This window comes from Pandoraea cepalis, assembly GCF_902459625.1.
In the GTDB taxonomy this organism is placed as follows: Bacteria; Pseudomonadota; Gammaproteobacteria; order Burkholderiales; family Burkholderiaceae; genus Pandoraea; species Pandoraea cepalis.
Window position 1 is genome coordinate 102137 of the sequence record NZ_CABPRY010000003.1, and the last position, 14359, is coordinate 116495.

14 protein-coding genes are annotated in these 14359 nt (G+C 63.9%); 5 read left to right on the forward strand and 9 right to left on the reverse strand.

All coding sequences use genetic code 11. The features are described from left to right. Window positions 1-4 precede the first annotated feature (4 nt). From PCE31107_RS08620 to PCE31107_RS08630, 3 genes are all read left to right on the forward strand, one after another. A complete protein-coding gene (locus PCE31107_RS08620; RefSeq protein ID WP_150607765.1) occupies window positions 5-2233 on the forward strand; it encodes a bifunctional diguanylate cyclase/phosphodiesterase in 2229 nt (742 codons plus the stop codon). 469 nt (window positions 2234-2702) lie between these two features. Then, complete coding sequence (locus tag PCE31107_RS08625) at window positions 2703-4286, forward strand: sensor domain-containing diguanylate cyclase (RefSeq protein WP_165385312.1); 1584 nt, start codon at window positions 2703-2705, stop codon at window positions 4284-4286. A 224-nt stretch (window positions 4287-4510) separates the two neighbouring features. Beyond that, a complete protein-coding gene (locus tag PCE31107_RS08630) occupies window positions 4511-4753 on the forward strand; it encodes a hypothetical protein (protein WP_240755986.1) in 243 nt (80 codons plus the stop codon). A gap of 64 nt (window positions 4754-4817) precedes the next feature. Here PCE31107_RS08630 and PCE31107_RS08635 read toward each other — a convergent pair whose 3' ends face one another. The 4 genes from PCE31107_RS08635 to PCE31107_RS08650 form a co-directional block, all read right to left on the reverse strand. Then, on the reverse strand, window positions 4818-5012 hold the full coding sequence (locus PCE31107_RS08635; protein ID WP_130026263.1) for a rubredoxin: 195 nt from the start codon (window positions 5010-5012) through the stop codon (window positions 4818-4820). Between the two features lie 190 nt (window positions 5013-5202). After that, window positions 5203-5514: a hypothetical protein gene (locus PCE31107_RS08640; RefSeq protein ID WP_017233331.1), complete on the reverse strand. Its 312-nt coding sequence runs from the start codon at window positions 5512-5514 to the stop codon at window positions 5203-5205. Window positions 5515-5961: 447 nt separating this feature from the next. Further along, entirely contained in the window at window positions 5962-6288 is a 327-nt protein-coding gene (locus PCE31107_RS08645; RefSeq protein WP_150607768.1) for a hypothetical protein, read from the reverse strand. 78 nt (window positions 6289-6366) lie between these two features. Next, window positions 6367-6831, reverse strand: coding sequence for a hypothetical protein (locus PCE31107_RS08650; RefSeq protein ID WP_150607770.1), 465 nt, complete (start codon window positions 6829-6831; stop codon window positions 6367-6369). Window positions 6832-7158: 327 nt separating this feature from the next. On the opposite strand from PCE31107_RS08650, the gene PCE31107_RS08655 reads away from it, so the two are divergent. Beyond that, entirely contained in the window at window positions 7159-7392 is a 234-nt protein-coding gene (locus PCE31107_RS08655) for a DUF3717 domain-containing protein (protein ID WP_150607771.1), read from the forward strand. Window positions 7393-7403: 11 nt separating this feature from the next. Here the strand turns inward: PCE31107_RS08655 and PCE31107_RS08660 are convergent, their stop codons facing one another. The 5 genes from PCE31107_RS08660 to PCE31107_RS08680 all read right to left on the reverse strand — a co-directional run bounded on the left by PCE31107_RS08660 (window position 7404) and on the right by PCE31107_RS08680 (window position 12924). Beyond that, a complete protein-coding gene (locus PCE31107_RS08660) occupies window positions 7404-10034 on the reverse strand; it encodes a sensor domain-containing protein (protein WP_150607773.1) in 2631 nt (876 codons plus the stop codon). A gap of 120 nt (window positions 10035-10154) precedes the next feature. Continuing rightward, on the reverse strand, window positions 10155-10373 hold the full coding sequence (locus tag PCE31107_RS08665; RefSeq protein ID WP_017233336.1) for an RNA-binding S4 domain-containing protein: 219 nt from the start codon (window positions 10371-10373) through the stop codon (window positions 10155-10157). 67 nt (window positions 10374-10440) lie between these two features. After that, window positions 10441-11022, reverse strand: a complete 582-nt coding sequence (locus PCE31107_RS08670; RefSeq protein WP_150607775.1) for a TMEM175 family protein — start codon at window positions 11020-11022, stop codon at window positions 10441-10443. Between the two features lie 34 nt (window positions 11023-11056). After that, on the reverse strand, window positions 11057-12361 hold the full coding sequence (locus PCE31107_RS08675) for a GGDEF domain-containing protein (RefSeq protein ID WP_343032339.1): 1305 nt from the start codon (window positions 12359-12361) through the stop codon (window positions 11057-11059). Beyond that, window positions 12358-12924 carry a flavin reductase family protein gene (locus PCE31107_RS08680; protein WP_150607777.1) on the reverse strand — a complete coding sequence of 189 codons (567 nt, stop codon included), beginning with the start codon at window positions 12922-12924 and terminating at the stop codon, window positions 12358-12360. Before PCE31107_RS08680 ends, PCE31107_RS08675 begins: the two co-directional genes overlap by 4 nt. 302 nt (window positions 12925-13226) lie before the next feature. Between PCE31107_RS08680 and PCE31107_RS08685 the strand changes: the two genes are divergently transcribed. Next, the gene (locus PCE31107_RS08685; protein WP_150607779.1) at window positions 13227-14267 is read left to right on the forward strand and encodes a DUF72 domain-containing protein; all 1041 of its coding nucleotides are present in this window, start codon (window positions 13227-13229) and stop codon (window positions 14265-14267) included. The last annotated feature ends 92 nt before the right edge of the window (window positions 14268-14359 follow it).

The following is a 14359-nucleotide window of genomic DNA, read 5'->3' on the forward strand; positions in this document are numbered from 1 at the left end:
TTGGATGACGCCCCATCGCTCGATCGCCGCGATTCTGATTTTCGGTCTCCTGATTCTGATTCTCGTCTGGACGGCGGTGCTATGGCGCATCGCCATCGAACGTCAGGCAATTCTGCGCGACGCGGCCGCCTCGGCGTCGACCGTGACGACCGCACTCGAGCAGCATACGTTGCGGGCCATCCGTCAGGTCGATCAACTGACCCGTTTCGTGAAATACGAGTACGAGCGACGTCACGGACACTTCGATCTGGCGCAGGCGCTCGCCGAAGGGACGGTCAAAGATCCCTTCATGGTGCAGGTGAGTCTGGCCGATGCGAACGGCAAGATCGTGGCCACGACGATCGCCGGCGGCGTTGGGGTCAGCATCGCCGACCGGGAGCACTTCCGGGTGCATCAGGAACTGGCGAACGACAATCTGTTCATCAGTCATCCGGTGCTTGGGCGCGTGTCGCGCAAGTGGGTGCTTCAGTTCAGCCGGCGACTCAATCATCCCGACGGTAGCTTCGCCGGTGTGGTTGTCGTGTCTCAGGCGCCCGACTACTTCACCACGGACTTCTACACAAACGCCGTGCTCGGCCAATACGGCGAGGTCGCCGTCATTGCCGACGACGATGCCATGCTCGCGCGCAGCACCGGCGCCGGCGTTGCCATCGCCGGCACGGGGGAATTGCCGCCGTTCTCGGCCGCGCAACGCCGTTCCGGTATCCAGCGTGATCCCGTCGATGGCATCGAGCGTATCGTGGCATACCGCCATCTGCGGGACTATCCGCTAGCCGTTCAGGTCGGCCTGTCGCTGGATGAAGCACTGACCGAGCATCGGCATGTCGCGCGGGTCTATTTGACGATGGCCACCTTCGTGTCGGTCGCGCTCATCGTGTTCTTCGTGCTCATCGCCTACCTGATGCAGCGGCTGATCGGACGGGATCAGCAGCTCACGCGACTGATTTCGTTCGACGCGCTCACCGGACTTCCCAATCGCTACGCGCTCATGGAGGCGTTGCGGCGCGCGCTGTCCGTGCCCGATCAGGTCGGCAAGGTGGCGCTGCTGCACATCGACCTCGATAATTTCAAGAGCGTGAACGACACGGTGGGTCATGCGCAGGGTGACGAGATCATCCGTCAGGTGGCCGAGCGCTTTGCCCCGCGCATGCCGCCAGAGGCCATGTTGGCGCGCTTTGCCGGCGATGAATTCATGGTGCTGCTCACAGGCAACGGCGCAACCGACGCCGCCGAGCCGCTGGGCGAGACGCTGCTCGCCACCCTCAAGGCGCCGATGGTGGCGGACGGCACGTCGTTCGCGCTGCACGCGAGTATCGGGGTGACCTTCTGGTCCAAGCCGGAGGAAACCGAAGCCGACCTTATCAAGAAGGCCGATCTCGCCATGTACTCCGCGAAGGAGGCCGGCAAGAGCGTGGTGCGCGTCTATACGCAGCAGATGACGTATCAGGCGCATCAGCTCGTCGTGTGGGAGCGCCAAATGGAGCAGGCGTTGGTCAACGGCGAGTTTTTCCTCGCCTATCAACCCATCGTCGCGCTCGAGTCCGATTGCGTGCGCGGCATGGAGGCGTTGATTCGCTGGCGTCACCCGGAACGGGGCGTGCTGAGCGCGGGCGAGTTCATTCCCCTGGCGGAGACGACCGGACAGATCGTGGCCATCGGCGAGTTCGTGCTGACGCAGGCGTGCCGCCAACTGGCGGCGTGGCGAGGTACGCCGATGGCGTCGCTGCGACTGGCCGTCAATGTCTCGTCGGTGCAGTTCTGGCGCGGCGACATTGGCGAGCTGGTCGAGCGTCTCATGAGGGCGTACGCCGTCGAGCCGAATCGACTTGAGCTGGAAGTCACCGAGTCGGTCATGGTCAAGAATCCGGCGCTCGTGGAGATGAAGATCAAGCAGTTCAAGCGCGCCGGGGTGCGCATTGCGCTTGACGATTTCGGTACCGGATACTCGTCGTTGTCCTACCTGACACGTTTTCCTGTCGACACGCTCAAGGTCGATCGCTCGTTCGTGGAGTCGATTCCCGATTCGTCACGTTCGTGCCTGATGATTTCGAACATCGTCAACATTGCGCGTTCGCTGGGTATCGAGCTGATTGTCGAGGGCGTCGAGAATGCGCGGCAACTGGATTGGCTGCGTCATTTCGTGCCACTGTGCGCACAGGGCTATCTATTCTCCCGTCCGGTGGAAATCGAACAGATTGATTCGGTCATCGCGCGTTTGGGGATTTGCGAATAAAGCTGACTAATTGACCAACGCGAACAAGCGATGTATTCAGCTAATTAATAGATTAAATAGGTGATCGTAGTAAATTCGTGATTTGATGTTTGGCGGTACGAGTTCATCGTTGGCGTGCGATAAAATCAGTCGTAGTCATGAGGAAGTCGGACGGCATCAGCGCGTGGCTGTGCGCCGCGCACCGCGCTGCAAAGCGGGGGCGGCTGCCGTTGTCGGGGTGGACAATGTGGAGCCGTCAGGGTCCGGAGGCGCGTGGCGCGACACGCCGTGGATCGCAAAAGGGGGAAAGGGGAAAAGGGGGAACGAGTTCGACGCGCAGACCAGAATTGGCGGCAATTCGCTGGCACTAAGGATGTCAGTCGCGACCAGAGCTTCTGTCCGGGGAAATGACAGAAGCGCGACACGAACGAAGTGGATACGTCGCCAACGTAAGAAGCGAATAATATTAGAACGAGCGTTTGATTTTCGGATGAGGATTAGGCATTGGCTTTATGCCGCCAGCGTCTCGGTTGCCGTGCTGGTCGCCTGCTGGATGGCGGCGGACAGGACTGCCACGTCGCTGGTCGGCGACAAGCTCGCTCAGAGCGTCGACGCGGGGCAGAGGGTGGCCGACCGCGTCGCCGACGGCATGATTCACGCCATCAACACGGATCTGGCGATGGTGCGCGCCATCCCCGCCACGTTGGCGGAAGTCGGCTTGCTGCGTGACGTGCTGCGAGCGACAGGGGGCGACGCCCCGGCGCCCGAGACCGTGGATCGTGCCAACGAATTTCTGCAAGGCGCTCAGGGATACTTCGGCGTTGACCGGGTGTGGCTGATCGACGCTCATGGCGTGTGCGTGGCCGCAAGCAATTTCCGCGATGAGCCGTCGCCGATCGGGCAGTCCGTGGCCAACATGCCCTATGTCACGAATGCCCTGTTGGGCGGACGTTTCGAGAGTTATGCCGCAGGCTGGGAGCATCAGGCACCCGGCCTTTATTTCAGCGCGCCGGTGTATCGCGAGGGCGCGCTGATCGGTGTCGTGATGACCAAGATCGGACTCACGCGATTGCGTCACTGGGTGGGCAGCGGAGAGTCGTTCATCGTTGACGGCAATGGCGTGGTCATCATGGCCAACGACCCGCGTTTCGAGGATCATTTCATGCTCGATGGCAAGCTGGGGACGCTATCCGAGGCCGAGCGCATGGCGCTTTACCAGCACGACGATTTCGCGCGCATGCCCATCTCCCCGTTCAAGCGCGCCCCCGGTCGCTCGAACGCCTGGGTGCCTCAGGAATTGCTCGAGCGGATGTCGGCATTCGACGAGTCCCGGAAGCCGTTCGTGATCACGTCGCGTCCGAGTTCGAGCAATGACCTGACCGTCTACGCGGTGGAGGGTGTCGACGCCTGGCAGGCGCTCACGCGCGAGCATGCCAAGGACCTGGTGTTATGTTTTTTGCTGTATCTGGGCGGCGTCATCATCGTGACGCTCGCCGGCTGGACTTACTGGCGTGAGCGTGTGAAGCATCGCGAAGCCCGTCAGTCGAACGAGGTGCTGCGCGCGGCCAATCATCAACTGGCGTTCGAAGCCAGTTATGACGAATTGACGGGCAGTCTGACGCGACGCTACTTCTTCCATCGCTTCGAGCGGTTGCTGGAGAGCACGCAGCGCAAGAACGAGCCGATGAGTCTGATCGTGGCCGATCTCGATCTATTCAAGTCCATCAACGACACCTACGGGCATGCCATCGGCGATCAGGTGCTGTGCCGATTCGTGCTGGTGTGCTCGTCGACGTTGCGCGGCGACGACCTGATCGGCCGCATTGGTGGCGAGGAGTTCGCGATTCTGCTGCCGGGGGCGAGCGAGCGCGATGCGCTGCGCGTGGCGGACCGCATTCGCGAGCGCTGCAAGCGCGAATCTGTAGAGGGCAGTGAGCCGCCGTTGCGTTTCTCGGCGAGTTTCGGCATCACGGAGTGGCAGGACGACGACTCGCCGACAACCATGGTCGAGCGTGCCGACATGGCGTTGTACCGCGCCAAACGCGCCGGTCGCGACCGCTGCTGGGTTTTCTGATGGGACGGGCCCGGCGCCCGTCGAGCGCTCTGCCCGGGGCGCATGCCCGCAGGGTTACCGATGTCACATTTGGTAACCAAAGATGATGTGCCTCAGGTGCATTTCGCGGGAAAACGCATGTCTAATGAGTCAAATCAGGTGCTGCGAAGCTCGACGAGCCGTTGAAGGGCTGGCGTCGATCCGTTTCGCGCACGACTCGAACAGCTCATGCGGGAGACTTCATCGTGAAACGCTTACTTTGGCTGGCGGGCGGCGCTGCCGTCGCCGTGATGATGGCCGGTTGCGTGGCCGTGCCTTATGGCGCGCCGGCGTACGGCAACGCCTATTACGACGGTTATGGCTATGCGCCGGGCTACGCGGTCGCCCCCGCACCGGTCGTGACGTTCGGGATTTCGGGCGGCTATTACGGCGGTGGATATGATCGCGGATGGCACGGCCGGGGCCGCGGATGGGGCTGGCATCACTGAGCTTGCACCGATCGGGCGAACGTCGCGCCCAGCCTCGGCGCGCCGTGGGCGGGCGCTACCGCACTCAGAACTCGGACAGCGCGAAATCCGCCTTCGCCACATCGCATTCCGGGCAACGCCAGTCGGCGGGCACGTCGGCCCAGCGCGTACCGGCCGCGAGGCCGTCGTTCGGTGCGCCTTCGGCTTCGTTGTAAATCCATCCGCAGATCAGGCAGATCCAGTTCTTGAAGTCGGTCGGGGTGTTCAGCGTGGTCGTCATGGTGTCGGGTCAACAGGAAGCGCTTAAGCGACCCGCATTGTAAGGCACACACGGCGCAAGGTGCCGCTCACCCACTAGGGTGTCCGCAAGCAACGTTAATCCAGATCAATGGATCGGCGCGGCAAGCGTGCAAATCAGGATTGAAGCGAAAGAAGGTGCATCGCGCCGGCGACGGCCGGCGCGACAGGCATCACCAGTGAATCTGGTTCAGAAAGATCGGCGCCATCTGCGCGAGCGAATTGATCAGCGAAATGGCGGTGTCGCGGTGCGACACTTCCCGCCACAAGCGGCTTTCCTTGACGACCCGATCACGGTCTTCCGCCGTTTTCACTTCAGGCGAGCGCAACTCGTTGATCAAGTCGATGACGGACGCGCGATCGACCGTTTCCGTGACCGAGTGACGCGCGAGCAGATCGTCCAGATGGACGCGCTCCGCTTCGGTCGTGGACGCGTCGACAGGCGATGAGGCGGAGGTAACGGACGGCTTGTCGGATTGGGTCATACGAGACGTTCTCCCGGGGTTACTGGAACGCGAAGCGGCCACTGACGTGCGGATCCGGCGAGGATCCCAAGTCATGCATGGCGAGGTATCGCGCAATTCCATCATAGGCCGATTCGCTTGTGCTGCGAACCCTTCCATGCGTGCGGGGACCCCGCTTTTCACACGAATCGCGGCGGGATTTTCCGCAGGCTTGCGTCACGTCAAAGGGTTTTGCCTGCGCACAGATGCGCGGTGAAACGTCAAGCTTAAAAAATTTATCCAATGCTGACGCTGAAACGGGCAATCCTCTTGACAGCGTGTAACGGCGGGCGTTTCGGCGGGCGAGTGCTCGGTTATCCAGTGGGTTATCCACAGAAGCTGTGGGTAACTCATCGGTCGTTGAGCACGTAACGAGAAGGGCACGCCGGTCATGGCTTGCCAGCCACACGAACACTCGACGAGGCGTTGTCAACGAAGCAGCGGGCGCAACATCAGCAACGCGAAGAACAGCGCGACGCCGACGGGGAGCAGACCGGTGAAGAAGGCGGGCCATGCCCTGCGTGCGCGGCGACGTGCGCCGAACGATGAGATCAGGCCTGCACAAAGACACATCACACCGACCGCCCACGTGGGATGAGGGCTTTTGAGTACCCAGGCGGCAGCGGCCAGCAAGCCGATCCAGGCGAGCGGCAGCGCGCCCGGTGGAGGCATGCCGTCGGCGGGCGAGCGGGGGGTGTCGCGCGACTTGTCGGAAGTGTTGGGCCTGTTGGGCCTGTTGGGCGTGTTGGCGGGCATTGAGGTTCCGGAAACTCTGGGGGCGCAACGACGTGGGCGTGCGAAAGACGCAGGATAGCAAACGTCGTGCGCCGCCGCTCAGGACGCGAGACCGCGCAAAGTGTGTGTCCCGGAAGGCTTGGCGGCCGCGTGCATGTCGCTTGCAGGGGCGTCCACATGCCAGGTGGCGGTTGCGTCGACATCGCGCGTCGGCGCGAACGCAGGCGGTGTTGCGCAGCGGTTGTCGAGGTCGACGTATTGCTTGCGTACCACGCGTCCTGCAACCGGTATCGTCGCGACGGTCCGAAGGGCGGCGACGCCATGGCGCATACCGCGTCCTCCCGGGGTGGACGCTTCCGGCGAGGCGCGCACGGCGACACACGGTTGATGAAAGGGATCGGTGGGTGCCGCGCCGGCGGGCGGCACCGATTGGGCATGGACCCGTGGTGCGCCGGATGCGATCAGCACGCAGAGTGCGACGATGCCAAACCGAAGCAGCATCACGCGGCGCACGGCGGATGGGAAAACCGGTAGAACCTGTGGCGTAGCGTGTCTCGGCGGCATGGGTCGGCTCCGTCGGGGCGATCGTTGGGAACGTGAGCAGGGCGAGCATGGCAAGCGGCTGCACGGCGTTTTCACGAAGCTGAAGCCAATATCGTGCCGGAACTGGTAAGTGATTGATTTTGTTATGAATGTCGAGGTATGCGGGAGCGTTTGTGGCGATGCCCTCGCATCAAGTGTTGCAGTTCCGAAACGCGCGCCTGAGAATCGACGCATGCGCGGACCCGAGTCGATCTGGATCGATGCCGGTCATGACATGGGCAACGTACCGATTTCTTGTCTACTGTATATAATCACAGTATTCCACTTCGCGGCGAGACAGAACCTCTCATGAAAGCCAACTATTCCATCGCCGAAATCGAGCAGGCGATCAACTACTGGACGGGCCGTCAGGCCGCCGACAGCCACTGGTCGTTGTGCCAGTCGGCGCGCGCGCTGGCCAACATTTATGGCGAGATGATCTACCGTCGTGAGACGAGCATTGGCGCCGACGCGCTCGACGCCGAGCAAAGCCAGGCCATCGAGACGGCCCTGCATCAGATGGAACTCGGACTCGCGCCGTGATGCCCGATGTTTCAGGTGGGGACGGGCTTCGGTGAGGGTGGGCGTGCCGACCATTGTTCGAGCCAGCGTTCGACGTCGACGGCCGACAGGGCGGGGGAGAACAGATACCCTTGCGCGACACGATACCCTTGCGCGAAGAGCAGCGCTCGCTGGGCTTCATCCTCGACTCCTTCCGCCACGACCGTCAGGCGCAGATTGCGACCAATGCTGATGATGGCATTGGTCAGCGCCTGCACCGTTTCGTCGCGGGTAATGTCATGGACGAAGCTGCGGTCGAGCTTCAACTCCGAGACCGGCAGGCGGCGCAGATAACCCAGACTCGAGTAGCCCGTGCCAAAGTCGTCCATCGACAGGCGCACGCCCATGCCGTGGACTTCGTCGATGATGCGCAGCGTGGTCGGATTGTGGTCCATCAACACGCTTTCCGTGATTTCGATGGCGAGGCACGACGGTGGCAGATCGTGATCGGCCAGCGCGTCGGCAATCGTACGCGGCAGGTTGTGATCGTGGAAGTTGGTTGGCGACAGGTTGACCGACACATTGCCGATGCCCACGCCTCGCCGGCGCCAATCCGCCAACTGGCGACACGACTCGCGCAGCGTCCAGGTGCCGAGTTCCCCGATCAGGCCGCACTCCTCGGCCAGTGAAATGAAGCGCGACGGCGACACGTCGCCGTACTGCGGATGCGTCCAGCGCGTCAGGGCCTCGGCGCCGTAGACCGAGTCGTCGGACAGATCGATCTGCGGCTGATAGAAAAGCGCGAGCTTGCCGTGCCGCAGGGCGTCGCGCAGGGCGGTCTCCAGCTCGAGCCGCTCCTGCGCGTGGATGTTCATGTCTTCGTGATAGACGCGTACGCTGCCCGGGCTGGTCATCTTCGCCTGATACATCGCCATGTCTGCACGCTGCAAAAGAATGTCGAATTCCTTGCCGTGATTCGGATACAGGCTGATGCCGAAGCTGCCCGACGGTGCGAGCGTCACGCCATCGATCTGGCATGGCGCGCGCAACGCGCTGCGCATGCGCTCGAGCGCAATATCGAGTCGCTCGGGATCGCACTCGGTGAGCATGGCCACGAACTCGTCGCCTGACAGACGCGCGACGATATCGGCGCCGCGCAGCGAGCGTCTCAAGCGCTGGGCGATCGTGCGCAGCAGGGCGTCGCCGGCCTGATGGCCGAGCGAGTCGTTGACCTGCTTGAAGCGATCCAGGTCGATGAAGATGACGGCCATGCGCGCGTTCAACTCCGCCGCGCTGGCAATGGCCTGTGCCGCGAGCACGCCGAGCATGCTTCGATTGGGCAGACCGGTGAGGTTGTCCGAGAACGCCAGTTGGCGGATGCGCGTGCGCGACTCGTCGCGCTCGAAGGCCAGCTTGCACAGATGCACGCAGACGTCGACGAGTCGTTCATGCAAGGCGTCAGGGCTGCGCGGCGTGCGGTAATAGAAACCGAGCACCCCGAGCACCCTCCCGTCGTTCGCGATGATGGGCATGGCCCACGACGCGGCCAATCCGAATTCGGCCGCCATGTCGCGGAAATCGGCCCAGCGCGGGTCGTTCGCAATGTCGGTCACGATCACCGGGCGCGCATGAAACGCCGCCGAGCCGCAGGTGCCTACGTTCGGTCCAATGGCCAGGCCTTCGATGTTCTTGTGATACTGAGCGGGCAGGCTTGGCCCCGCCTGCGGGCGCAACCGGCCTTCCGAATCGACCCGCACCACCGAGGCCACGACCTCGGGCGCGATCTGCTCCAGTTCGCGGCAGATGAGCGTAAGCACTTCGACGAGGGGCGCATCGCGCACCATCGCGGCGAGTGCCTTGTGCTGCAGCACTTCCTGAATCTTCGATTGCGTGATGTCGGTGAACAGCACAACGGCGTTGAGGAGTTTGCCGTTCGCGTCGAGCATCGGGTTCGTCACGACGGAGACCCACAGCGGCTGGCGCTGCAGCGTACGCACGAGCACTTCGCTATGGCAACTGCGGCCGTCGCGGGCGGCCACGAGGCAATGCGCGAGGGCTTCCTTGATATCGACGGCCGATGCACTGTCGGCGACGTCGCCCGTCGCGGTTTCCCCCAACGGCAGCCGGGTGGACTGGCCGACGACCTCACTCGCGGCGTAGCCGAACATGCGCGTGAACCCGGCGTTGACGTAGCACACGCAACCCTGTGCGTCGGTGATGAGCACGGCATTGTCGGTCTCGTCGACGCCGAGCGAGAGCAGGTGCAGGCGAGCGTCGTCGGCCGCCTGGCGCTCCACGCGCGCGGTCACGTCGACCGCGAGCTTGATCACGAAGGCGAGATTGCCGTCGTCGTCGATGACGGGGTTGTAAGTGGCTTCGAGCCAGATCGGGCGACCGTCGCGGCGGCGACGGCGAACTTGTCCGGTGTGCGAGCGCCGGGTGCTGGCGACGTGGGCCAGGGCGTTGCCGCATGTGGGATCGCCGGGTTCGCACAGGAGTGCGTGCGGCTGGCCAAGCAGGTCGGCGCGCGCGTAACCGAACATGCCGAGCAGCTTGTCGTTGACCTCGACGACGATGCCATCCGGCGTGAGCGTGAGCATGCCCAACGAGTGGTCGAGCGCCGCGAGCAGCGCCTCGCGCCCCGGCGCGGTGCCGGCGACGGACGGTGAACGGGGCACGACCATCGCAACGGCCTCCTCGGACGTCCTGTGGACATTGTCGGGTGTGACTTGGGCTGACACGCCAAAACCGCTTTCAAGTATAGCGGCCTGCGGGGGCAGGCTCACATGGGGGGAAACCGGGTATCAAGCCGCCTTGACGCGAATGCGAACACCGTCGACCGAAACGGTCTGACCTGCGCGGATCTTGCAGGTCTTGCGGGTCTCCTGCCGGCCGTCGACGCTGACCGCGCCGCTGGCTACCATCACTTTGCCCGCGCCGCCCGAATCCACGAGGCCGGCGAGCTTGAGCAAGTCGTTCAGGGCGACGAATTCGCCCGTCAGTTCAAAGGTTACGTTTTGCATGATGGACCGGATACTACGTAAAAACGCGATGCGCGTCGACTGCCACCGTGCTTGCGAGTCCGCGGCGCTACGACTTGATCACCTGTTCGATCCGGCGATCCGGGATCAGCCAGACGGCGGCGACCAGGCCATAGAGCACGAGCGAGAGTGCCGGCATCACGAATGCCAGCCCGATGGCCAGCGCGTAGGCCACGACCGACAGCTTGCCCTTGACGTCGCGCCCCACGGCGGCGGCGAGCTTTGCGTTTCCTCCTGCGCCATGCACGGCGAGCAGTGTTCGCGTGAGGAGGTAGTACGCCACGGCCGCCATGAACAGCACCACGCCGTAGAGCGCCGTCGGCCAGGCGGTGAAATGGTTATCCCCGAGCCAGTGCGTGACGAACGGCACCAGCGACAGCCAGAACAGCAGATGCAGGTTGGCCCACAGTACGCTGCCCGAGACGCGCTGAACCACATGGAAAAGGTGGTGATGGTTGTTCCAGTACAGGCCGACGTAGATGTAGCTCAGGATGTAGGTGAGGAACGTTGGGGCGACCGGCAGGAGATCGGACAGCTCGCTGCCGTGCGGTGCTCTCATCTCCAGCACCATGATCGTGATGATGATGGCGATCACGCCATCGCTGAAGGCTTCCAGTCGGCTCTTGCCCATTGTGTTCGTTGTTGTTGTCAGTCGCGGGTGGGGGTCACATCACGGCCAGGCGGTTGCGCCCGGACTGTTTGGCCGCATACAGCGCGCGGTCGGCGCGTTGCAGCAGGGTGCCGAATTCGGCATCGTCCGGGGTGAGGCTGCCGATGCCGATGCTGGCGGAAAAGCGGATGGGTCCGCTGGATCCGCCACTGGGTCCGGGTACGCTGGCGTTGCCGATCGCGACGAGCAGGCGTTCGGCGGCCTGCATGGCGCGTTGGGCGTCGGCCTCGGGCAGCAGCACCGCGAACTCCTCGCCGCCCAGACGGCCGATCGGCGTGCCCTTGCGCAGCGTGGCGCGCAATACCTGCGTCAACTCCACGATGACGCGATCGCCGATGGCATGGCCCCACGCGTCGTTGATCCGCTTGAAATGGTCGAGGTCGAGCATCAGCACGGATAAGCGGCGTTGCTGAGCGCGTGCGGCGGAAAACAGGCGTTCGGCCTGCATCAGGAAGGCGCGGCGGTTGAGTGCGCCGGTCAGCGCGTCGCGCATGGCCATCTCGCCAAGCACTCGATTGACGCGGCGCAGCTCGAGCGCGTCGACGACGAGCGCCGACAGATCCGCGAGCAGCGCGCGTTTCTCGTCGTCGAGCGCGCGGGGGCGGCGGTCCATCACGCACAGGGTGCCCAAGCGATGCCCTTCGGGCGTGCGCAGCGGCGCGCCCGCGTAGAACCGGATGTTGGGTTCTCCCGTGACCAGCGGGTTGTCGGCGAAGCGCCGATCGGCACGGGCGTCGGTCACGACGAGCACATCGTCGCCGAGAATCGCGTGCGCGCAGAAGGCCATCGAGCGCGGGGTCTGCGGCGTGTCGATGCCCTGGCGCGCCTTGAACCACTGGCGCGACTCGTCGATCAGCGAGACGAGCGACATCGGTGCGCCGAACAAATAAGACGCAAGACGCACGATGCGATCGAACGCGGGCTCGGGCGGCGTGTCGAGAATTTCGTAACGACGCAGCGCTGCGAGGCGTTCGGCCTCGTCAACGGGCGCGCCGGGTATCGGCCCATGCCGCGGCGTGGAAGCGGGGGCATGCGATGCGTGGAGGTCAGCTTCGGATGCGGTCATGTCGCGATGGGTGGACGCCAAAGGCGACTCTCGATCGATGATGTCTGTGACGGCGTCAATTCTGCCCCGCCTGTCGTCACTTGGCAAATGCGGCGACGTGGACCCCGTCGTGCCGTGTGTACGCCAGAGCGCGTGGGCGGTCTGCGCGATCGCTTGGGTGACCTCATCGGCGCCGCGATGGGCGCTGTCGTGCGGCGAGTCGGCGTCACGCGAGGTTGGCAAGGCGTGGCTCATGGCTTGACTTCGAACGCGTCGCCGGTTTCGAAGAAGTTGCCGCCGGCAATATAGTGAAGACTGCGCACTGCCCCAGGCTCGACCTGCCAGTGTCCGTTGCGGAATGCGCGCGGATCGGCCCAGGCGGCCACGACCTCGCCGAGGAACAGATCGTAGCGATCCTGGTTGTGGGGTTCCGGAATGACGCGGCACTCCAGCCACGCGAGGCATCCGTCGATGAGCGGTGCGACGATGTGCGAGCCTTTGAAGGCCTTCATGCCTGTGCCGTCGGCGAACTTGTCGATATCGCGGCCCGACACCGAGCCGACGGCGAGCGTTTCGCGGGCGATGAGGCGTGTGGGCACGTTCAACGAAAACTCGCCCGAGGCCTCGACCAGTTCGCGCGTGAGCGTATTGCGGTCGATGACGACGGCGACCTTGGGGGGCGAGAAATCCAATGGCATGGACCAGGCGGCGGCCATGACGTTGCGGCGCGCGTCGTGCGCACTCCCCACGAGAACGGTCGGGCCGTGATTGAGCAGACGATAGGCTTTTGAGAGTTCGACGGGCAGGCGTTCAGTCATGGCGGGCACTCGGCGGGCGTAACGGGATGACAGGCGTGATGGCAATTGGCCCATGATAGCGTGGCTCAGAACCTGCCGATGGCATCGGTGACGAAAACGGGGATCCGAAAAAGGCGGCCCGCAGGGTGAGCTGCGGGCCGCATAAACGGCACGGTGCGGGTAACGCGTGCCGGATCAGATCAGCGCGCAGTATGGCAGTCGTTCGTCCCAGTCCAGTCCCCATCCACGGCATGCGCGCTCGCCCTATACTGGCGCGACGCAACCCAATGAACGCGACGCTTGCCGCCACGGGAGGATTTGGCATGAGCCGAGTGAAATCGCACACTGCGGGGCAGGCTGATCGGCTGACGCCCGATGCCGCCGACGCCGACGCCTCCGATGCCTCCGATGCCTCCGATGCCGTCGATGCCCCGACAAGCGCCGCGACGGCCCGCCAGAATGTGTACATCGGCACGGCGTCGTGGACGGACAAGTCGCTGATTGCGTGCAAGCGGTTCTATCCGCCGGGGCATGCGTCGGCCGAGGCGCGGCTTCGCTATTACGCGAGCCAGTTTCCAATGGTCGAGGTCGATAGCAGCTACTACGCCATGCCGTCGGCATCGAACGCGCAGCTCTGGGCCGAGCGCACGCCGCGCGCGTTCGTCTTCAACATCAAGGCATTCCGTCTGCTCACGGGGCACCAGACGCCCCGCATTGCGCTGCCCAGGGATTTGCAGGCCGAGCTGCCGCCGGGCCCGCGCGCGAACGTGTATTACAAGGACATTCCCGACGCGCTCAGAGACGAGATCTGGCGGCGCTATCTCGAAGCACTCGCGCCGTTGCGGCAGGCGGGCAAGCTGGGGCTGGTGCATTTTCAGTTTCCGCCCTGGCTGACGGGGAATCGCGAGAGCCGCGCGCACGTTGAAGCGTGCGCGCAACGGATGCAGGGTTACGGCGTGGCGGCAGAGTTTCGTCACCGCGGCTGGTTCGACGGGGCGCACGGCGAGGCCACACTGGCGTGGCTGCGCGAGTTGGGCTGGGTCAACACCGTGGTCGACGAGCCGCAGGGTTTCGCGAACAGCATCCCGATGGTCTGGGCGACGACCACGCCGCTCGCCGCTGTCGTCCGCCTGCACGGGCGCAATCAGGCGACATGGAACGCGCGGGATAGCACTGCGGCGTCGGACCGCTTCAACTATGACTATCGCGATGCGGAACTGGCGGCGCTGGTCGATCCGATTCGCGTCATCGCCAAGGAAGTCGCTCGCGTGTATGTGGTGTTCAACAACAATTACGAGGATCAGGGGCAGCGCAATGCAAGGTCGTTGATGAGCATTCTCGGCTCTGCTGCCGTCGCGCCGTGAGGGTGTCACTCAGCGATGGGACATGAACGCCCCCGATGGCGCTTTGCTTGCTTGTTGAATAACGCAGCCAATAACGCGACGAACTCCTATCC

Bases quoted from the DNA above. Each gene is read 5' to 3' on its own strand.
- PCE31107_RS08620 (WP_150607765.1), top strand. From the start codon at position 5: ATGACGCCCCATCGCTCGATCGCCGCGATTCTGATTTTCGGTCTCCTG.
- PCE31107_RS08625 (WP_165385312.1), top strand. From the start codon at position 2,703: ATGAGGATTAGGCATTGGCTTTATGCCGCCAGCGTCTCGGTTGCCGTG.
- PCE31107_RS08635 (WP_130026263.1), bottom strand. From the start codon at position 5,012: ATGACGACCACGCTGAACACCCCGACCGACTTCAAGAACTGGATCTGC.
- PCE31107_RS08640 (WP_017233331.1), bottom strand. From the start codon at position 5,514: ATGACCCAATCCGACAAGCCGTCCGTTACCTCCGCCTCATCGCCTGTC.
- PCE31107_RS08645 (WP_150607768.1), bottom strand. From the start codon at position 6,288: ATGCCCGCCAACACGCCCAACAGGCCCAACAGGCCCAACACTTCCGAC.
- PCE31107_RS08650 (WP_150607770.1), bottom strand. From the start codon at position 6,831: ATGCCGCCGAGACACGCTACGCCACAGGTTCTACCGGTTTTCCCATCC.
- PCE31107_RS08655 (WP_150607771.1), top strand. From the start codon at position 7,159: ATGAAAGCCAACTATTCCATCGCCGAAATCGAGCAGGCGATCAACTAC.
- PCE31107_RS08660 (WP_150607773.1), bottom strand. From the start codon at position 10,034: ATGGTCGTGCCCCGTTCACCGTCCGTCGCCGGCACCGCGCCGGGGCGC.
- PCE31107_RS08665 (WP_017233336.1), bottom strand. From the start codon at position 10,373: ATGCAAAACGTAACCTTTGAACTGACGGGCGAATTCGTCGCCCTGAAC.
- PCE31107_RS08670 (WP_150607775.1), bottom strand. From the start codon at position 11,022: ATGGGCAAGAGCCGACTGGAAGCCTTCAGCGATGGCGTGATCGCCATC.
- PCE31107_RS08675 (WP_343032339.1), bottom strand. From the start codon at position 12,361: ATGAGCCACGCCTTGCCAACCTCGCGTGACGCCGACTCGCCGCACGAC.
- PCE31107_RS08680 (WP_150607777.1), bottom strand. From the start codon at position 12,924: ATGACTGAACGCCTGCCCGTCGAACTCTCAAAAGCCTATCGTCTGCTC.
- PCE31107_RS08685 (WP_150607779.1), top strand. From the start codon at position 13,227: ATGAGCCGAGTGAAATCGCACACTGCGGGGCAGGCTGATCGGCTGACG.